Genomic DNA, 19,966 nt, shown 5'->3' with positions numbered 1-19,966 from the left:
CGCGTACGCGCCGGCGTTCGCCAGCGTCGTCGGCGGATCCGTGGGCTTTTCGACCACGTCAGTGACGAGCCCGTCGCGGGTCGAGAGCACGCCGTAGTTCGACGGGTCGTCGACCCGGACCGCGCCGATGGTCGGGCCGTCGGCGAACAGCGCGTCGACGGCGCCGGGATCGTAGAGGTTGTCGCCGTTGAGCACGACGAACTCGCCGTCGAGATGGTCGCGGGCGGCCCGGACCGCGTCGGCGGTCCCGGCCTGCTCGTGTTGGACCGCGTAGCTGACCGGCACGCCCTCGTAGTCGTCGCCGAAGTACGTCCGGACCGCGTCGGCCTCGTAGCCGACGACGAAAACGAGTTGGTCGGCGCCGGCCCGGACGGCGGCGGCCGCGGCGTGGGCGGCCAGCGGCCGGTCGGCGACCGGCAACATCGGTTTCGGGAGCGACGCCGACAGCGGGCGGATCCGCGTGCCTTCACCCGCCGCGAGGACGACCGCTTGCGTCCGTGTCATCGTCGACACTAACCAGCACGCGATATTTTGTTACCCCCCTCTTGTGGCTCGGTAAGCGTCCGGTACCCGAAACGTGGGCGCACACATCTGACCGGGAAGGCGATCCCGAACGGTCAGCCCGGTGTCGGGACGAATCGGCGCTCGGGCGGGCGTCCGGAGCTTAAGTCGGTCCTACGTCGAGCGTATCAGCGCCTACGACCGGGTCAGCAGGCGTATAACAAAGGGGAGCCGACGCCTCCACTGGAGTATCGCCCGCTCCCCGTTCTTCGGGGCGGTCTGGACGACACAACGTGTGATGGATATGAACTACGGACACCCTAGCCGACTGCCGCTCGACAGACCGCGGGACGCCGTCCCGAGCGAACGCCGTGTCGCGACGAACTCAACTATGACAGGAACGAACTCGACGGGGGCTCACTAATGTGTGGTATCATCGCCCGTATCGGCGGTAACGACGGCGCGGTCGACGAGTTGCTCACCGGACTCGAGAACCTCGAGTACCGGGGGTACGACTCGGCCGGGCTGGCGGTAAAGAACGGTAGCGGACCCGAAGTGGTCAAACGCGAGGGCGAGATCTCCCACCTGAAGGAGGCTCTCGCCGACGAGGTGCCAGACGGCGGCCTCGGCATCGGTCACACGCGGTGGTCGACCCACGGGCCGCCGACAGATGCCAACGCCCACCCCCACACCGACTGCACCGGCGACGTCGCGATCGTCCACAACGGAATCATCGAGAACTACGACGAGCTCAAATCCGAACTCGCCGACCGCGGCCACGAGTTCACGAGCGACACCGACACCGAGGTCGTCCCCCACCTCGTCGAGGAGGCGCTCGACGACGGTGACGACCCCGAGACCGCGTTTCGGCGGACTATCGAGAAGCTGTCGGGGAGCTACGCCGTGGCGATGATCACCAGCCACGACCACGCGGTGTACGCGACCCGTCGGGGGTCGCCGCTGGTGTTGGGCGTCAGCGACGGCGAGTACTTCCTCGCGAGCGACGTGCCCGCGTTCCTCGATTTCACCGACGACGTCGTCTACCTCGACGACGGCGACGTGGTCGTCGTCGAGCCCGACGGCCACCGGATCACGAGCGCCGACGGCGAGCGGGTCGACCGGGCGATCCGGACGGTCGACTGGGACCCCGAAGACGCCGGGAAAGGCGGCTACGACCACTACATGCTCAAGGAGATCCACGAACAGCCCGCCGCGCTCCGCCAGACCCTCCGCGGGCGGGCCGACCCCGCGACCGGCGAGATCCACCTCGAAGACTTCCCGCCGGGGACCTTCGAGGGCGTGAAGCGGGTCCAGTTCGTCGCCTGTGGCACCTCGTACCACGCGGGGCTGGTCGGCGCCCAGTTCCTCTCCGAAGGCGGCGTCCCGGCCCAGGCGTTTCTCGCCAGCGAATACGCGACCGCACAGCCACCCGTCGACGAGGAGACGCTGGTGATCGGCGTGACCCAGAGCGGCGAGACCGCCGACACGCTGGCGGCCCTGCGGCAGGCCACCGCCAGCGGGGCGCCGACGCTGGCGGTCACGAACGTCGTCGGTTCGACCGCCGCACGGGAGTGTGACGACGCGCTGTTCATCCGCGCCGGCCCCGAGATCGGCGTCGCCGCGACCAAGACGTTCTCCTCGCAGGTGGTGTCGCTGGCGCTGCTCGGCGAGCGACTCGTCCGGGACGTGACCGGCACCCGGACCGACGGCGCGCGCGAGCGCCTCGAGGCACTCTCGGAGCTACCGGGCCACGTCCAGCAGATCCTCGATTACACGAGCGCCCGACGGGTCGCCGCGGAGTACCGCGACAGCGACGCCTACTTCTTCATCGGTCGCGGATCGGTGTTCCCGGTCGCCCTGGAGGGCGCGCTGAAGTTCAAGGAGATCTCCTACGAGCACGCCGAGGGGTTCGCGGCCGGCGAACTCAAGCACGGGCCGCTCGCGCTGGTGACCCCCGACACCCCGGTCTTCGCGGTGTTCACCGGTCGGAACGACGAGAAGACGCTGGGCAACGTCAAGGAGGCCGAGGCGCGGGGCGCGCCCGTGGTCGCGATCGCCCGCGGCGACGCCGACGGCGCCCGCCAGTACGCCGACGACGTGCTGACGATCCCGGACACCCATCCAGACGTGGCGGGCGTACTGGCGAACGTCCAGCTCCAGTTGCTGTCGTACTACGCCGCCGACCTGCTCGATCGACCGATCGACAAGCCGAGAAACCTCGCGAAGAGCGTCACCGTCGAGTAGGAAACACCCGATTACCGTGGAGAACGCTTCTGAACGGTCGGACCGATTTACTCGCCGAGGCTCCGATAGATTCGCTACGATGGGGTCTGTCGTACTCTCGCTCGATGCGGAACTCGCGTGGGGCTTCCACGATCACGACGAACTGGCCGAGGACCGGGTCTCGGCGGCTCGCGAGTCGTGGCTCGGGCTGTTGGAACTGTTCGACGACTTCGACGTGCCCGCGACGTGGGCCGTGGTAGGCCACCTCATGCTCGACAGTTGCGACGGCGAGCACGCCGGCCACCCGACCCCCGACGGCTGGTTCGAGCGCGACCCCGGGAGCTGGGAGGGCCGCGACGACCGGTGGTACGGCTCGAAGCTGGTCGACGCGATCGAGGCCGCCGACGCGGACCACGAGATCGGGAGCCACACCTTCTCGCACGTCGAGTTCGGGCACACGACCCGCGAGATCGCCGCCGCTGAGATGCGCGAGTGCGTCGAGATCGCCGAGGACCGCGGCAGTTCGGTCGACTCGGTCGTCTTCCCCCGAAACTACGTCGGTCACCGGGACGTGCTTGCGGCCTACGGCGTCACGTCCTACCGGGGGACCAAACCCAGACGGTGGTACGACCGCGGCCCGCTCGGGTCGGCCGCGAAGCTCCTGGGCTGGCCGACCGGCGCGGTCTCGCCCACGATGGTCACCCCGGAGATCGACGAGTACGGACTGGTGAACGTGCCGGCGTCGCTCTACCTGTTCGGCTTCGAGGGGCGAGCGCGCTCGGCGGTCGAACGGGCGACCGGCGATCCGGTCGTCGAGATGGCCCGCCGAGGTATCGACCGGGCGTCGACCGGCGACGGCATGTTCCACATGTGGCTCCATCCGAACAACCTGACCGACGAGCGGGATTTCGACCGGATGAGGGCGATCCTCGAACACCTCGCCGCGGTCCGAGACCGGACGCCGCTCACCGTCGAGACGATGGCCGAGATCGCCGCGGACCTCAAAGACGACGAGCCCCTGCCGCGCGAGCCGATCGGCCCCCGGTAACGCGGCGTTCCGCGAGAAGCCGTCTCACCGATGGAGTTCGTCCGCGCGCCGCGAGAAGCGAGTCTCGCTCGACGGTGCGTGCCGGGCGAGTCGTCACGAGAGCGGAAGGGGCGGGAGTCGAACCACGCGAAGCCTGTCGGGCTGCCACCGGAAAACCGGTGGCGCTCTACCACTGAGCTACCCTTCCACGGTCGTCAGTTCGTATCGCGGTGTCTTTGTCATGTTTAGCGCGGACGGAAGTAACCGTTTCGCTACGTTTGGGGATCGCGGGCGTCCGCTCTGTATCGGTGGGGCGACGAGCGGTGGGCCCTCAGGTGTTGACCGACTCGATGCGGTCGCTGACGACCAACTGCCCCTGCGCGGTCAGCGACACGCCCTTCTGGCCCTCCTCGATCAGCCCCTCGTCCGTGAGGTCGTTTAGGACCATCGTGACCTGACTCGAGTCGAGCCCCAACATCCCGGCGAGGTCCCCGCTAGTCGCGCCGGAGTAGATAGCGACCAGCGCCTCCATCGCGTCCTCCGAGAGCTCGACATCTTCGACCTCGCGGGCGAGTTCGGAGTACTCCAGCCGGAGGTATCGGCCGAGCAGGTTGAGTTTGCGCTCGCTCTGGAGCGTAAACTCCGAGGTGACCGACTGGCCCTCCTCGGCGTGGCGCAACACGATCACCTGCTCGCCCTCACGTTCTTCTTTCTGGAAGTAGGTGACGTTGGCGAGCTCGACGGTCATCGATCCGGGTCCCTCGAACCGGACCGTTCCGGGCGCGATCCGGAGCTTGGCGGGGCGAAACGTCGCGTCGGTCACTCGACCGCCCACCCGAGCGGGGTGTTTGACTTTCGCCTTCGATCCGGTGAGCTCGGCCTTGAACAGGACGGTCTTGAACCGCGAGACCTCCTCGGAGCCAGCCTCGACGACCGCCGTCCGCCGGGCGTCGCCGTCACGGTACGCGATCGTGATGGTGTCTTGAAAGAACGATTCGAGGTCGCCGGGGACGTGGCCGACGTTGACGTCGAAGATCGCCGTGAGGGGGATCGTGGTCTTGGAGTCGTCGGTCGCCAACACCAGCCGCTTTTTGCTCAACACGATGCGACCCCGGACGGGCTCGGGGGTGTCGAACGTGTCGAGGGTGAAGCGCGCGACGAAGTCGGCGATGACCTTTTCGGACATGGTTGGTCGAGACCCGCCGGGTCGGCCGTCTCGTTGGACGGACATTCGAAGAGGGTGTACATATTTTTTCGGTTCGCCGCCGGGTCAGACGTTCAGGAACGAGCCCACGACGATGCGGGTGAACACCGCGATCACGCACGACACCCAGGTCAGCAACACGAAGTGGACGTAGGTGTTGACCTTGTGACCGCCGTCGGCGATCCGGATCATCAGCGACGACAGGACCGAGTTGAGCAGGATGATGAGCAACAGGAGATACTCGATGGTCTGGATGTCGTAGACCTCGGTGTGGATGATGGTCCCGAAGTCGAACTGGGCGGTGTCCAGTCCGATCGACATCCCCGCCAGCACCTCGACGATCTCGAGTCCGATGAAAAAGGCAAACGTCGACGCCGCCGTGATGCCGTAGAGGACGCCGATGAGCGTCACCGTCGACTGGGTGCGCCGCTCCCGGAGTTGAAGCACCTCGTTCATGTTACTCGAGATGAGCTCGCCAAGCTTCTTCGGATCGCCACCCATCTGTCGGCCGATCAGGAACATCTCGCTGAACTTCTGGATGAGGTACGACCGCGACTCGGCCGTGAAGTGGCGCCACGCCAGTTCCGCTTCGATCCGCATGTTGAGCCGCTTGTAGAGGTCGTCGACGTTGGCGGTCAGCGCGCCGAAGTTCTTGCCGCGCAGGCTCTCGAGAACTTTCGTCGTCGTGCTCTGTTTCGCGGTCTCGGTCGCGCCGAGCGCCCGGATGAAGCTGGTGAACTCCTCGTCGCGCTCCTTGATCTCCTCTTCTTCGCTCCGGACGACGATGCCCGGGATCAAAAGCGGCGTGGTCGGGATCGCGGCGAAGAACGGCAGCGGGATCGAGTCGGGGTCGATGCCGGTCTGGCCCATCAACACCAACAGACAGACGGCGATAGCCGCGAGCGTGAGCACCACGCCGACCGCGACGGCGATGCGGATCCGCCACTCCGAGCCGGTCGTCCGGTCCTCGGGGTGGAACCACACCGGATCGTACGGGGCGGTGTTCCGGATCATCAGCAGAAAGCCCGCCTGAACGAACGCGAACATCAACACGACGGCCCCGACCGTCATCGTCGGGTTCGTACCGGTCAGGATGGGCAGAACCGTAGCGAACACGAGCGCGAACGTCGCCGACAACACCATCGAGAGATAGAGATCTTTCATCACTTCGAGGTTCTGGAGCGACCCCTCGTAGATCGTGACGTAGTTCTGGATGACCACGTCCTGCTCGCTCAGCAGGAAGTCCTGGATCTCCTGGCCGGCGTTGATGGTGTAGGCGAGGCGGTCGAGGAAGTCGGCGAACGGCTTGCTCGGTGACTTGTCCGCCCGGATGCGGAGCGCGTCGTCGAGGCTCTGATTCCAGGTGTCGACCAGTTGCGTTATCCGGCGCATCTCCTCGGAGAGCGCGCCGTACTCCTCTTCCTCACCGAGCGTCCGGAACACCTCGACGCGGTCGATGTTCGCGGTCGAGAGGATCGTCATGTGGGTGATAAACAGGTGAAGGCGATCCTCGATCTCCTTGCGCTTCTGATCGCGCAGGATCTTGGGGTAGATAACCGCGACGACCAGCGCGAGCGTCCCGAGCAGCGGAATCGGCACCGAGACGAGTAGGGGAAAGTCGGTGATGACGAAGACCGCGACGCTGAGCACGAAAAACAGGATCGACGGCCCGACGACCACCGCGAGGTACCGGGAGACTGGCGTCTCCATCTGCTGGTAGGACTCGACCGTCGAGGAGGCGAAGCCTGCGAGGAGGTCTTTCGCGTTCGACGCGGGTTGTTCGGTGCCTGCCATGGTCGTCGAGAGTCAAGTCGTGTTCGCGGGATTTAGGCCCCACGGTGATAAATCTTGTAAGCCGGGAACGTCGATCCAAAACACGGTGCGAGCGGGGCTCGGGCGCCGGAACCCACAGACAGACCGCAATCGGTATAGGGCAGACTCCGACTAGTCGAACGACCGGTGGATGTCGAACGGGAGCCCATCGACGCCGTCGCGCTGGAACGCCTCGATGGCTTCGTTGACCTCGTGGTAGCCGAGGATGTTCTCCTCGATCATGCGCTCGAACAGCTCCGCCCGGAAATCGAGTTCGTTGTAGATGTCGCGGGTGTTCTCGTACCCGAGCAGGGTCGCGATCTGCTCTTCGAGCACGAAGGAGTTGTTCATCCCCTGGAAGACGATCTCGTCCTCGACGGGGTCCCAGTAGAACGCCTGTCGGGTGACGACCCCGCCCATCTCCTTCGAGTAGCCCTCGATCTCCTGGACCGACGTGACCCGGCGCAACACGTCGTCGCCCTGCTTGACGCGGTTCTGGAACAGCGCGACGTCGGCGTTGTCCATGAACGTCTCGGGGATGTTGATCGGGTCGCCGGTGAACCGCTGGATCATCGAGACGATGTCGCTCGCGTGGAACGTCAGCATCACTGGGTGGCCGGTCTGGGCCGCCTGGAACGCCATTCGACCCTCCTCGCCACGCACCTCCCCGACGATGATGTAGTCGGGGCGCGACCGGAGCGCGGCCGCGACGAGGTCGAACATGTCGACGTCCGAGGAATCCTCGCCGCCGCCCTCCCGAGTGAGCAACTGCTGCCAGGTGTCGTGGGGCGGCAGGACCTCGGCGGTGTCCTCCGCGGTGTAGATCTTCGAGTCCCGGGGGATGAACGACATGATACAGTTCAGCGTCGTCGTCTTCCCGGACGCCGTCTCCCCGACGACGAACACGGTCTGTTCGTTCTCCAGACAGAGCCAGAGGTACGCCGCCAGCTTCGGCGACAGCGTCCCCCACTTGGTAATCTGGGCGACCGACAGCGGCGTACCCTCGCCCTGCCGGATGGTGAGGCTCGGGCCCTTCAGGCTCACGTCGTCGGAGTAGATGATGTTGATACGCGACCCGTCGGGCAGCGTCGAGTCGACGATGGGGTCGGAGTCAGAAACCGGGTCGCCGATGCGTTCGCCCATGTTTCGGAGCCAGTTGTCGAACTGCTCGGGCGTCCCGAAGTCGACGCTGGTTCCCAACATCCCGAACGTGCCGTGGTCGACGTACGTCTCGTGGGGGCCGATGACGTGAATGTCCTCGTTTGCGGGGTCGCGCATGATGGGTTCGAGCGGCCCGAACCCCACGATGTCGCGGTTCAGCCGATACCGGATGTTCTCGTAGGTCTGCTCGGAGACCTCGTAGGTGCCGATGTTCGTCAGCTCTTTGACCGTTCGGACGACGTCCTCGGTCGAGAACGACCGGACGCCCTGCTTGAAGTCGTTGTACGAGACCTCCTTGACCCACTGGAGGATCTCTTGGGGCGAGAGGTTGGTGACGCTTCGGCCCGCGCCCCCGTCGCCGTCGTTGATCGCGACCGTCTCGTCGAGCAACTCCTCGATGCGGTCGTCGTACTCGGACTCGTTTGCGGGCGCGGGCTTGTTCACACTCCGTTCGAGGATCTGACTCCGAACGTTGCCGAACAGCTCCTGTTCGGTCCCCGAGAGGTCGGGCTCGACCGCGTAGTACTCGGTGTCCTGACCCACGTCGCCGTAGATGTGACAGTAGATGGGACCGCCGACGGGGTAGATCACGTTCGGCTTGTCGGCCTCCCACTCGTCGGAGGGTTCGTCGATGAGTCGGGGGAACTCCCCGGTGAACTGCTTGAACCGCTTGAGGTAGTCCCGCAGGTGGGGCCGGCGCATGGCGACTTCCCGAAGGTCGTCTTGAATCTGTGCGGTCCCGTGTTCGGTCATGGTGGTCCTTACGCCACGCTACGGCTCTCGATGACGATTCCGGCGTCGGCGCGCACCGAGAACCCGATGGTGTCGCCGACCTGTTCGCCCATCCCGGCGAACCGCTTGACGGAGATGTTCCGTCGTACGTCGTTGCCGACCTCGACCATCTGAAGCTCCATGAACACGTCCGCGATGGCCCGGAAGGGTCCGATCGCCTCCTCGTCGACCGTCGACGGGTCGACCGTCAGGACGATGACCTTCCCCTGCGAGACCAGATCGCGGAAAAAGGAGATGATCTCGAGGGCCGCCTGACGCTCCTCGTTCTGTCGAATGAGCGCCTCGAACATGGGGTCGTTGCGGAGGATGGCGTCGAAGGTGTCGATGACGACCACGTCGGCGTTCCACATCGCCTCGGCGTTCATCAGCCGATTGAGCAGTTCCTTGCGATTCCCCTCGTCGTCTTCGTCCGGACGGGTGAGCCGCCGGCCGCTACCGGTGTCGACGTCGGCGTGGAGGAACAGGAGGCGCTCGTCGAGGAGGTGGTCCTCGACGCCGTACGACAGCGAGTGCATCTGGTCGATGAACCCGCCGATGGTGAGTTCGGTCGACAACAGCGTGACCGAGTGACCCGTCTCGCAGAGCCCGTAGCTGAACCGCTGGCTCATCGCGGACTTGCCGGCCCCGTAGTCGCCCTCGATGAGGATGATCGAGCCGCGGGGGATGCCGCCCCCGAGTTCGTGGTTCAGTCGGTCGTGGTCTTCGAGGCCGAGCGAGTAGAGATTGTCTCGTGTCATGTTCGGAACTCAAGCACCTCCTCGTCGTTGTTGACGATGACGGTCACGCGGTGGTCGCCGGCGCCGAGCCCGCTGTCGAGCGGTATTTCCAACCTAGCGACGTTTCCGACCCGCCACGCCTCGCCGTCGAGGACTTCCACCGTAACGTCTACCTGATACGTGCCGTCTACCAGCACTTCAATCTGGTCACTGTCGGCGGGGAGATCCAACGACCCGGTGTTTTTCACCAGCACGGTCACCGTGTTGCTACCGTCGTCGTAAATCGCGTCGGTGCTCGCGGGATCGCTGATGATCTCGACGTCGGTTCGGACGTCTTGGGAGACGTCGAGGCTCCGGTCGCCGAGCGCCGACGACAGCCGCTGGACGCCCTGCGTGAACGTCCCCGCGACGCTCGCCGCGATGAGCAGGCTCGCGATGAACAGGATGAGGTGGGAACTGGAGACGCTCGCCATTTAGCTCACCCCCGCCGACGCGGAGACGCCCGGCTCGGTGACGATCTTCACCCGGCTCGGAGCGGGATCGGAGCCGTAATCGTACTCGATGTGGAGGGTCTCGCCGGGCACCCAGAGGTCCGTCTCCGAGTTGCCGTCGACGTCCAGCGTGATCATATTTTCGTCCGTGAGGGAGGTGTAGTTTCCATCTATAAGAAGGTCGGTGTCATTCACCGAGAGGGTCGTCGAGCCGGTGTTCTCGACGGTCACGTTCAGCGTCGTCGAGCCCGTATTCGAGGCTTGACCGATGCTCACGTCCGTGTTCTCCCGGACGAGTTCGTCGTCGGTGCTGTCCTCGTAGGCGTCGTTGACCAGCTCGAGGCCGTTGCTCGCCGCGGTGTAGGCCATCCCGAAGCTGATGACGATGCCGAGGAACAGGACCACCGTCCCGCCGCTAACGCTGAATCCCATCGCTCCCACCACGGATCTGTGCGCAGTGCTCGACGATCTTCCGCTGGACAGCATCGCCGGTCAGCTGGCTCAGGAAGGTGAGGCTTTGGATGTGGTCGTCGATGGCGAGCGTCGCGGGCCCGGTCTCGTCGGGATCGACCTCCTCGACGTCGGCGAACCCGCCGACGTACGCCAGCAGTTCTTCCTCGACTGACTCGCTGACCCAGCCGATGTCCCCGTAGTAGGTGATCGTCCGGACCGCGTCTTCGGGACCGAACTCCGTCACGAGGAACTCGAGCCACTCCATCACCACGAGGTCCGCGACGTAGCCGCTCGGAAGCTCCGCGAGGTAGGGCTTGCTGTCGAGTCCCGACTGTCGGGTTTCGGTCGCGACCGGTTCGGTCTCGGCGGTGTCGGTCGAGTCGGCAGGCTCCTCGAATTCGAAGCCGCCGTCGTCGGGTTCGCTCTCGACGGTTGGTTCGGGCTCTGGCTCGGGGTCGAGGTCGGGGTCGGGTTCGGGTTCGGGCTCCACCTCTGTGTCGACCTCCGAGGCGGTCTCCTCGCCGTTCGCCCAGTCGGCGTCGCCCGACTCGTACTCCTCTTTCAGTTCGGCGAACGTCGAACCGCCGGCCTGTCCACCGTCGTCGCCGTCGTCGTCCATATCTCCGCCCATATCCATTCCGCCGTCCATGTCTCCGTCCATGTCCATTCCGTCGCCGAAGGCGTCGTCACCCATACCCTCGTCCGGATCGTCGAAGCCGAGGTCGTCGGCCGCATCCGCCTCGAAGTCGTCCTCGAACTCTTCGTCGGCTTCCTCCTCGAAGTCGTCCTCGAACTCATCGTCGGCCTCCTCCTCGAAGTCGTCTTCGAAGAAACTCTCGGCCTCGGCGTCTGCCACGTCGTCGTCCAAGTCCTCTTCCTCTTCGGTCTCCTCCTCACCGTCGAACAGGCCGAAGCTCCCGCCGCCACCGCCCGCGCCGTCGAACCCGTCGCCACCCATGCCGCCGCCCTGGACGTCGTCGACGAACGGGTTGACTCCACGGGTGACCATCTCGTAGATCTCGAGCAGTTTGCGGACGTTCTCCTCGGTGTCGTCGACCTTGGCGCTGATCTGCTCGTTCTCGCTTCGGACCGTCCCGACGGTCGAGGAGATCTCCGCGACCTCGTTTTCGAGCTCGTCGATCCGGTTTTCCAGTTCCTGGGTCGCGGCGCCGCCGCCTCCGCCGCCGCCCCCCATGCCGAACTCCTCGCCACCGCCGCCCATCCCGTCGTCCATCCCCCCGAAGTCGTCGTCCATCTCCATCCCGTCGTCCATCCCCCCGAAGTCGTCGTCCATCTCCATCCCGTCGTCCATCCCCCCGAAGTCGTCGTCCATCTCCTCGCCCATTCCGTCGCCGAACAGGTCGTCGTCTTCGCCGTCGCCGTCGGCGTTCTCACCCTCTTCCTCGTCCATGAAGTCCATGATACCCATGCCGACCAAGCCCGTCCCGAGGAGGTAGACGAACTGGTCGCCGAGGCCGAGAAGTTTCATTACCGACAACAGCGGACTTCCGCCACATTAATCTTCCCCCTGAGTTATCAGTACTGATACTGTCTATGACGGGGAATAATCCGGATCCTAATCGGTTCTACGACCCGTTTCGGTGCGTCATCGCCGAATGGGTATATCGTCAGTTTTCTTATATACGCGGAGTCGGCGAGCCACCGGTTCGAAGCACGGCTTGAGCTGTTCGGGCAACGTCTCGGTCTTCCCGATCACCAGATACCCGCCCTTTCGGAGCGACTTCGAGACGGTATCGAGGATCGGGAGCTTGTGCTCGGCGTCGATGTAGATGAACAGGTTCCGACACACGACGAAATCGAAGTCGCTCTTGGGATCGCCGTTGATGAGGTCGTGGCGCTCGAAAGAGACGAGGTCCTTGACGACGTCTGCGACCTCGAAACGGCCGTCGTCTGGTTCGACGTACCGCTCGTACTCCTCCAGCGGCGCGAGCTGCTCGTCGATGTCGGTGGTTCGAGTGCTCTGGTAGACGCCTCGGCGCGCGGCCGCGAGTATCTCGGGGTCGATGTCGGTCGCGGTTATCTCGACCTTCGACTCGTCTACCTCCGGGTCGTCCAGCGCCAGCATCGCCAGCGAGTAAGGCTCGCGGCCGTCCGAGCAGGCCGCGCTCCAGAGCCGGACCCGACGGTTCTCGGCCGACAGCGACCGCAGAACCGATCTGATCTCCGCCCACACGTCGGGGTTGCGGAAGAAGCTGGTCACGTTGACCGAGAAGGCGTCGAGCAGCGCCTCGCGTTCGTCTTCGTCCTCGCGCAACAGCTCGTGGTACGCACCGTACTCCTCGCAGTCGGTCCGTCGCATCCGCGAGGAGACCCGGCGGTCGAGATACGCGTTGTCGTAGTAGCTGGTGGCGAAGTCGAGCTCGTCCTCGACGTACCGGAGCAGCCGGTCGAACGCGTCGTCGCTCACAGCTCCACCTCCCCGTCGGTCGCGCTGGTGATCGTGAGCGTCCACGTCCGCGGGTGGACCCGAACCGACCGACCGTGGCTCCCGCCGACGTCGGCGGCCACGACGCGAATGCCCCTGTCGGCGAGCGCCTCGCGAGCCGCCTCGGCGTTGCGCTCGCCGACGCCGGCGCCGACCCCCGAGAAGTCGAGCATCTGACTGCCGCCCGCGAGCTTGGCCTCGACGCGGTCGAGGTCGGCGCCCGCGTCGGCGACCGCCTCCAGCAGCGCCTCGACTCCGGTCGGGACCGACTTGGCCGGTCGCGCCTCGTCGTCGGCCGGGGCCGGAAGCATTACGTGCGCGAGCCCGGCGACGCCCGCGGCGGGATCCCCGATCGCGATCCCGACACACGAGCCGAGCCCGCTGGTCGTGAGGACGGTGTCGGCGGCGGCGACGCCGATCTCGGCGACGCCGACTCGAACGCGGTCGGGCGGCCCGTCGCCCCGGAGCGGGCGCTCGGCGGTCATCGTCACAGCGACCCCGCTTTGGTCGAGCGTTCGGCCGTGGCGTCCGGATCGATGTCGTCGAGAGTTGCCTCGAGTTGGGTCTCCTCGGGGATCGCGTAGATCTCGCAGTCGAACGCCCGGTCGTCGGCCCGGATGGTGGCGTCGAACAGGAACGCGAACGCCTGTCGCTGGCCGAGCCGCGCGACTACCGAGTCGGCGACCGCCCGGCCCATGTCGTCGACGAACTGGGGCGTCGAGATGGCGATGGTCGTGTCGAGGACGTTCGCCCACCCGTCGACGAAGCTACTCGTCATCACGTTCCCGATCTCCCGGATCGCGCTCTCGGCCATCTCGTCGAACGAGTCGGTTGCGGCCGCGTCGGGCGCGAGCGCGTCGACGACCGCTCTGGCCGACGACTCGTCGAACAGGATCAGGACGTAGCCGTCAGGCCCCTCGCCGAATCCGAGCACGACACCGACGTGACGGCGGTCGCTGAGTTCGGCGGGGATGGACTCGATCGGCGCGAATCGGAGTTCGGAGATGTCGACGGCGGTGTCGATTCCGGTCATCGCCGAGACGCTGTCAGCCGCGGTCGCGGCACCCGATTGGGCCATCTCTTGGAGCGTCGAGAGCTTCGCGAGCGGGACCGCGCCGTCGCCGCTACCGTCCGACAGCATCCGCGTCATCGAATCGTTGTCGGGGAACATGTAGAACTCGAAGTCGAGGGCCTCGCCGACCGCGCTCAGCCGGCTCCGGAAGACGAACGCGCGGTCGCTCTCGAACGACGCCGCCTCGAGGATGTCCGCGTCTGTTCCCTCGACGTACGTCGGCGGCGTGATGTCGAGGGTGGTCGACAGCCGGTCGGCCCACGCGTCGACGAACCCGCTGGTGACGATGTTGCCGACCTCCTGGACTGCGCTCTCGTCGAGGCCGTCGCCCGGCAACAGCGCCCCGAGCACGGTCTCGACGCCCTGTGGCGGGAACGAAAGCACCGTCGTCCCCGAAATCTCGCCGTCGAAGTCCACGACCACACCGATGCGGTCCCGATCCTCGCGGACGAGGCTGTCCTCGCGGGCGAGCGTGACCGCGGTCACGTCGGCCGTCGTCTCGATCCCCGTCAGTCCGGTGAGATTCTCGGCCGCGCGCTCGGCGCCGTCGTGGGCGGTTCGGCTGAACGATCCGAGCGCCTCGATGTCTACTTTCATATGTCGATCTGCTTCATGAGCTCGACGAGCTCGGGGAGCTCCGGGAAGGTGTACACCTTGACCTCCACGTCCGCGTCGCGGGCGTGAACCCGCGAGTCGAACACCAGCGCCATCTCGTCCGGGCGGCTCCCCATCAGGTTCTCGACCATCCGCGACCCCGCGCCGTAGGTGAACTTCGGCGTCGAGATGTCGATCGTCGTGTTGAGGACGTTCGCCCACCCGTCGATGAACCCGCTGGTCATGATGTTGCCGATCTCCTGGACCGCCGACTTCTCCATGTCGGAAAAGCCGTTCGACGACCCACCGGAGTCGCCCGGCAGCATCCCCGACGCCAGTGTCTTCGCGCTCCGAGCGCTGAACAGGAACAGGATGTACCCGTGCGGGGACTCGGTGAGCTGGATGTGGATGCCGACCTGTTTGTCGTGGCCGACATGGGTCTTGATGTCCTCGATGTCGAGGAAGTTTATCTTCGTGATCTCCATCTCGGTCTCCATTCCGGTCATCTGGTTGAGATGGTCAGCGACGGTGTTTGCGCCCTCCTTTGCCATCTGATTGAAGATGGTGAGCTTTCGTATGTCTACCTTCAAGTTCGAATCAGCTCCGCTCATAGCGTCTCCACGTCCAGAATAGTCACCACGTCGCCCTCGCCGAGGACGGCCGCACCCGACAGCCCCGGGATGCCCGAGAGGATGCCCTCGAACGGCTTGACGACGACCTCTTCCTGACGACTCACGGCGTCACAGTGGATCGCGACCTGGCGCTCGGACTCTTTGACCCGAACCAACATCCCGTCGCCGTTCTTGGTCTCGCCGGGGACGTTCAGCGCCTCGCCCAGCCTGACCAGCGGGTAGACCGTGTCGTCGTGGGTCACGACCTCCTCGCCCTCGACGGTCTTGACGTCCTCCATCCGGCGGATCTCGTCGACGTTCTTGATCGGGATGCCGTACTCTTCGTCGCCCGACTGGACGAACAGGATCTTGACGATCGCGACGGTGACCGGCAACGAGAGGCCGATAGTCGTCCCCTCGCCGGGTTCGGAGTCGACCTCGATGGTGCCGTCGAGTCGCGTGACGGTGTCCCGGACCACGTCCATCCCGACGCCGCGACCGCTCACGTCGGTCACTTCCTCGGTCGTCGAGAACCCCGCGTGGAAGATGAGCTCTTGGGCCTCCTGATCGTCGAGTCCGTCGGCCTCCTCGCGAGTCATCACGTCCTCTTCGACCGCCTTGTCCCGGATCGCGTCCGGGTCGATGCCCCGGCCGTCGTCCTCGACCTCGATCGTGACCCGGTCGCGCTCGCGGAACCCGCGCAGTCGGATGTTCCCCTCGCGGGGCTTGCCGGCCGCTTCGCGCTCGTCGGGGGACTCGACGCCGTGGTCGGCGGCGTTGCGAAGCAGATGCATCAGCGGATCGCTGATCTCGTCGAGGATGGTGCGGTCGAGCTCGATGTCGGTCCCCTCCATCTCGAAGTCGATATCCTTGTCCTGAGAGCGCGCGAGGTCTCTGACCAGCCGCGGGAACTTGTCGACGACCTTCTTGAGCGGGACGAGCCGCATGTCCATCACGGTGTCCTGAAGGCTGGAGGTGATCTTGTCGAGTTCGTCGAGATGGTCCTCGGCGCTGTCGAGTTGGGCCTGCTCGACCGACCGTCGGAGCTTGATCCGACTGGTCACGAGCTGTTCGACCTGTCCGTGGAGGTCGTCGAGTTGGTCGACGTCGACCCGGACCGTCTGGATCTCTTCGATCTGCTCGGTGTCCGGGCCGGAGTCGTTCGAGCCGCGGTCGGAGTTGCTGGACTCGGAATCGGCGTCGGCGTCCTCCGAGTCGTCGTCCCCATCGCTCGACGCCTCGTCGTCGGCCTCGGCCGCCTCGTCGGGTTCCTCGTCCGCCGCCTCGGCCGCCGCCCCGACGGCGTCGGCGTCGACCGCCGAGACGATCCCGCCGGCGATCTTGCCGACCGATTCGATCACGGCCTCGACCTCGCCGGCGCTCTCGGCCGCGACGAACGCGTCGAAGCCGTCGTCGTATTCGCCGTCGTTGATCGCGTCGACCTCGGGCGTCGTGCCGAGAAGTTCGAGGTCCTCGGAGAGCCCTTCGAGCGCGAACATCCCGTCGACGCCCTTCATGTCGGGATCGCCCATGTCGACGTCGGCGTGGAAAACGTCCCCGTCCGCGTCGGCGAGCGTCTCGGGGTCGTCGAACGCCGCGATCGCTTCCGCGACCGCACCGTCACTGGTGGCGTCATCGGCCGATCCGTCGGACTCGGCGTCCGACCCGTCGGACTCGTCGTCGGCGCTCGGTTCGTCGGCCGCGTCCTCCTCGCCCGGTGCGCCGCCTCGCTGGATGGCGTCCCGGATCTCGGCGATGGTGTCGTCGGCGTCGATGTCGGACTCGCCGTCCTCGGCGATCTGATCGAGCGCGTAGTCAATCTCGTCGACGCCGTCGAACACGAGGTCCATGATCTGGGGGCCGACCTCCATCCGACCCTGCCGGATCTCGTCCAGCAGGTCCTCGATGGCGTGGGCGAGGTCGCTCTCGTCCTGAAAGCCCATCGCCCCGAAGTTCCCCTTGAGCGTGTGGGCGGTCCGGAATATCGAGTCCATCGCCGCCTCGTCGCTCGGGTCGTCTTCGAGTTCGAGGAGCGAGTTGTTCAGTTCTGTGACGTTCTCTTCGCTCTCGCGTATGAAGTCTTGTAAGTAGTCGTCCATGTCTTTTCACCCGTCCTCTCGGATCGTGTCGAGTATCGCCTTCCCCATCTCGTCTGCGGACCGCACGTCGTCGACGCTGCCGGTCTCGATGGCGCGGGCCGGGATGCCGAACACCGAGCACGACGCCTCGTCTTGGGCGAGGGTCGCGCCGCCGACCGCGCTGATGGCCTCGATGCCCGCCGCGCCGTCTTTCCCCATGCCGGTGAGGACGACGCCGGTGAGCGGACCGGTGACGGTCTCGGCCGCGGTCTCCATCGTCACGTCGATCGCGGGCCGCACGCCGTGAAGTTGAGGTTCTTGCTGGAGGCGGATCCGAAGCCGGCCGTTGCCGTAGCCGGCGACCTCCATGTGGTAGTCGCCCTTCGCGACGACCGCTTGGCCGCCCCCGATCCGCATCCCGTCCTCGGCCTCCGAGACGTCGTACTCGCTCCGACGGTCGAGACGGGCCGCGAACCGCTCGGTGAACCCGTCGGGCATGTGTTGGACGATCAGCACGCGGAGGTCGGCGTCCCGGGGCAGGTCCGAGAGCACCTTCTCGACGACCCGCGGGCCGCCGGTCGAGGCGCCGACGATCAGCGTCGGGTTCTCGACGTACTCGTGGTCGGCCGCTACGACCTCGTCGGTCGCGCTCACGTCGCCGGCGGAGGCGGGGTCGGCCCGCGCGGCCGACCGGACCTTCTCGACCAGCGCGTCGCCGTGGGCCGAGATCTCGGTCGAGACCTCCCCGCCGGGCTTGGCGAGGAAGTCGACCGCGCCTTTCTCCATCGCCTCGAACGTCGCTTCGGCGCCGTCGTCGGTGTGTGCCGACAGCATCACCACGGGCGTGGGGTTGCGCGCCATGATCTCCTCGACCGCCTCGATGCCGTCCATCCGGGGCATCTCGACGTCCATCGTCACCACGTCGGGGTCGTGTTCGGCGACGGCGGCCGCGCCCGCCTCGCCGTCGCCGGCCTGCGCGACCACGTCGAACCCCGCGTCTTCGAGGATATCGGAGATGACCGTCCGCATGAAGTGCGAGTCGTCGACGACGACTGCCTTCGTCATGCTGAGATGACGTCTTCGATGGCGTCCATCACGCTCGGTTTCTGGAACGGTTTGGTGATGTAGCCGTCGGCCCCGGCCTTGATCGCGGCCTTCATCTTCTCTTCTTGGCCGATACTCGTACACATGATGATGTTCGAGTCGGGGTTCGACTCTTTGATCTCGGTCGTGGCCTCGATGCCGTCTCGGATCGGCATTACGATGTCCATCATCACCAGATCCGGATCGTGTTCCTGATACAGTTCGATCGCTTCGACGCCGTTTTCGGCCTCCGCCGCGATTTCGAACTCCTCTTCGAGGATCTCTCGCAGCAGATTCCGCATAAACTCCGAGTCGTCGACGATCAAGACGTTGCGTGCCATATCAGTTACCTACCGGTTGTTTGAAAGGGGGTGAAATAAATGCTCCCCTGCGATTATCAGTCGTGAAGTCGCGTCGCCGTCGGTCGGTCGGGTCATTGGAGTTGGTCGATGATCGCGTCGATGTCGATCCACACGACGAGATCGAGCCCCGCCTGGTCGGGCTTGCGGATGATGCCTCGCGAGACGCGCTCGGAGATGCCCTGGGTCTCGAGGTTCGAGAGGTCTTCTTCGGTGTCGATCCGGTCCTCGGCGTACGTCGCGACTTCGAGCACCTCGTCGACGCGGATGCCGATCTTTTGTTTGTCGTCCGACCGATCGAGCACGAGGACGTTCTGTTCGTCGGGGTCGGGAGCCTCGCCCTCGACGCCGAGGAACGTCCGGGGGTCGATGATCGCGGTCGTCTCACCCCGGAGATCCATTACCCCGTCGACGGAGTCGGGCGTCCGGGGGATCCGAGTTACCTTCTTTATCTCGACGATACTGTCGACCTCGTCGATGTCGACCGCACAATGGTCCTCGCCGAGCCGGAACTCCACGACCTGCTTGGTCTCGACGTCCCGGGCTTCGACGGGGACTTCCTCGGCGGTCCCGTCGGTCTCCTGTGCCTGCATGATACTCTCTACTTCGAACATAGAACGCCACGACATAAAACCCGGCCTCGGCTCTCGGAGATGATAATCGGGGCGATCTCAGACGTTCTCCGGCGGGAACACCATCCCGCGGTCCTCGCGGACCGCTTCGACGAGGTCGGCGATGCTGTCGTCCGGGCCGAGGTCGTAGGCCCGAAGGATAGCCTGGAGACACGACGGCGAGTATCTGACCCGGACGTTCGACTCGGTCAGTAGAATACCGAGCACGTCCTCGACCGCCGTGTCGGTCGTGAGCTGTTGGGCGTACCACCGCAGGAGGCTGTCGAACACGGTTCCGACGTCGTCGGAGAACATCTGCTGGTGGCTGACCGCGTCGTCGGACTTCGCGGAGACGTGAAAGCCGTAGCGGGCGCTGGTCCCCTGGAGGTCGTCTTCGAGCCACTCTTTGACCGCGCCCGAGTCGGTCGGCCCGGCGTCGACCGAGCGGTCGGCGGCCTCCTGCGGGGCGGGGTCGAGTTCGTCGGTCGACTGCTCCGGGACGGAGGGCCGGCCGTCGGTGCCGACGACGTACCGCCCGCTGTCGAGTTGGACCACGCTGTCGTCGTCCTCGATGTCGAGTTCGTCGGGTGACAGCGCCGAGCCTTCGCCAGCGTCCGGCGTATCGTCGCGGCTCAGGGCGGCCAACTCCTCGGGGTCGAGGCCGTCGTCCGACGTCGGAGCCATTGTGAAGGTCTATCGTTCGATTTCATATAAAGCCTCCGCCTGTACGAA

The 19,966-nt window shown here is 65.7% G+C and carries 19 protein-coding genes and 1 tRNA gene; 2 read left to right on the top strand and 18 right to left on the bottom strand.

Translation table 11 applies throughout. From position 1 onward, the window contains the following. On the bottom strand, positions 1-504 hold a 504-nt coding region (locus EPL04_RS14720), incomplete at its 3' end, for a sugar phosphate nucleotidyltransferase (RefSeq protein ID WP_167599489.1). Positions 505-924: 420 nt separating this feature from the next. Here EPL04_RS14720 and glmS point away from each other — a divergent pair. Further along, entirely contained in the window at positions 925-2,745 is a 1,821-nt protein-coding gene (gene glmS / locus EPL04_RS14715) for a glutamine--fructose-6-phosphate transaminase (isomerizing) (protein ID WP_134671946.1), read from the top strand. Between the two features lie 79 nt (positions 2,746-2,824). Continuing rightward, a complete protein-coding gene (locus EPL04_RS14710) occupies positions 2,825-3,772 on the top strand; it encodes a polysaccharide deacetylase family protein (protein ID WP_134671945.1) in 948 nt (315 codons plus the stop codon). A gap of 102 nt (positions 3,773-3,874) precedes the next feature. Here EPL04_RS14710 and EPL04_RS14705 read toward each other — a convergent pair. From EPL04_RS14705 to EPL04_RS14625, 17 genes are all read right to left on the bottom strand, one after another. Beyond that, positions 3,875-3,959 (bottom strand) — tRNA-OTHER (locus EPL04_RS14705). A 123-nt stretch (positions 3,960-4,082) separates the two neighbouring features. Beyond that, positions 4,083-4,937 carry a CheF family chemotaxis protein gene (locus EPL04_RS14700; RefSeq protein WP_134671944.1) on the bottom strand — a complete coding sequence of 285 codons (855 nt, stop codon included), beginning with the start codon at positions 4,935-4,937 and terminating at the stop codon, positions 4,083-4,085. Positions 4,938-5,021: 84 nt separating this feature from the next. Then, positions 5,022-6,749, bottom strand: coding sequence for an archaellar assembly protein FlaJ (gene flaJ / locus EPL04_RS14695; protein ID WP_134671943.1), 1,728 nt, complete (start codon positions 6,747-6,749; stop codon positions 5,022-5,024). Positions 6,750-6,899: 150 nt separating this feature from the next. Beyond that, a complete protein-coding gene (locus tag EPL04_RS14690) occupies positions 6,900-8,681 on the bottom strand; it encodes a type II/IV secretion system ATPase subunit (RefSeq protein WP_134671942.1) in 1,782 nt (593 codons plus the stop codon). Between the two features lie 8 nt (positions 8,682-8,689). Continuing rightward, positions 8,690-9,457 carry an ATPase domain-containing protein gene (locus EPL04_RS14685; protein WP_134671941.1) on the bottom strand — a complete coding sequence of 256 codons (768 nt, stop codon included), beginning with the start codon at positions 9,455-9,457 and terminating at the stop codon, positions 8,690-8,692. Next, positions 9,454-9,909, bottom strand: coding sequence for a CARDB domain-containing protein (locus EPL04_RS14680; RefSeq protein WP_134671940.1), 456 nt, complete (start codon positions 9,907-9,909; stop codon positions 9,454-9,456). The genes EPL04_RS14685 and EPL04_RS14680 overlap by 4 nt, the downstream gene beginning before the upstream one ends. After that, on the bottom strand, positions 9,910-10,359 hold the full coding sequence (locus EPL04_RS14675) for a fla cluster protein FlaF (RefSeq protein ID WP_134671939.1): 450 nt from the start codon (positions 10,357-10,359) through the stop codon (positions 9,910-9,912). Next, complete coding sequence (locus EPL04_RS14670) at positions 10,343-11,869, bottom strand: FlaD/FlaE family flagellar protein (protein WP_245154587.1); 1,527 nt, start codon at positions 11,867-11,869, stop codon at positions 10,343-10,345. The genes EPL04_RS14675 and EPL04_RS14670 overlap by 17 nt, the downstream gene beginning before the upstream one ends. A 117-nt stretch (positions 11,870-11,986) precedes the next feature. Further along, positions 11,987-12,808, bottom strand: a complete 822-nt coding sequence (locus EPL04_RS14665; RefSeq protein WP_134671938.1) for a CheR family methyltransferase — start codon at positions 12,806-12,808, stop codon at positions 11,987-11,989. Continuing rightward, positions 12,805-13,311, bottom strand: a complete 507-nt coding sequence (locus EPL04_RS14660; protein ID WP_134671937.1) for a chemotaxis protein CheD — start codon at positions 13,309-13,311, stop codon at positions 12,805-12,807. The genes EPL04_RS14665 and EPL04_RS14660 overlap by 4 nt, the downstream gene beginning before the upstream one ends. A 2-nt stretch (positions 13,312-13,313) precedes the next feature. After that, the gene (locus EPL04_RS14655; RefSeq protein WP_134671936.1) at positions 13,314-14,495 is read right to left on the bottom strand and encodes a chemotaxis protein CheC; all 1,182 of its coding nucleotides are present in this window, start codon (positions 14,493-14,495) and stop codon (positions 13,314-13,316) included. Further along, on the bottom strand, positions 14,492-15,103 hold the full coding sequence (locus EPL04_RS14650; protein WP_134671935.1) for a chemotaxis protein CheC: 612 nt from the start codon (positions 15,101-15,103) through the stop codon (positions 14,492-14,494). Before EPL04_RS14650 ends, EPL04_RS14655 begins: the two co-directional genes overlap by 4 nt. Continuing rightward, entirely contained in the window at positions 15,100-17,202 is a 2,103-nt protein-coding gene (gene cheA / locus EPL04_RS14645; protein WP_134671934.1) for a chemotaxis protein CheA, read from the bottom strand. Before cheA ends, EPL04_RS14650 begins: the two co-directional genes overlap by 4 nt. 6 nt (positions 17,203-17,208) lie before the next feature. Continuing rightward, positions 17,209-18,246 (bottom strand): chemotaxis-specific protein-glutamate methyltransferase CheB, encoded by a 1,038-nt coding sequence (gene cheB, locus EPL04_RS14640; protein ID WP_134671933.1) that lies wholly within the window; start codon positions 18,244-18,246, stop codon positions 17,209-17,211. Next, complete coding sequence (gene cheY / locus EPL04_RS14635) at positions 18,243-18,605, bottom strand: chemotaxis protein CheY (RefSeq protein WP_134671932.1); 363 nt, start codon at positions 18,603-18,605, stop codon at positions 18,243-18,245. The genes cheB and cheY overlap by 4 nt, the downstream gene beginning before the upstream one ends. Positions 18,606-18,697: 92 nt before the next feature. Then, the gene (locus EPL04_RS14630; protein WP_245154586.1) at positions 18,698-19,237 is read right to left on the bottom strand and encodes a chemotaxis protein CheW; all 540 of its coding nucleotides are present in this window, start codon (positions 19,235-19,237) and stop codon (positions 18,698-18,700) included. 57 nt (positions 19,238-19,294) lie between these two features. Then, positions 19,295-19,918 (bottom strand): DUF7500 family protein, encoded by a 624-nt coding sequence (locus EPL04_RS14625; protein ID WP_245154585.1) that lies wholly within the window; start codon positions 19,916-19,918, stop codon positions 19,295-19,297. Positions 19,919-19,966: the final 48 nt, after the last annotated feature.

The sequence above is a fragment of the Halorussus marinus genome (assembly GCF_004521895.1).
GTDB classification, from domain to species: Archaea; Halobacteriota; Halobacteria; order Halobacteriales; family Haladaptataceae; genus Halorussus; species Halorussus marinus.
Note: the sequence above shows the minus strand (reverse complement) of the source record. Positions and strands in the feature narration are given on the sequence as shown.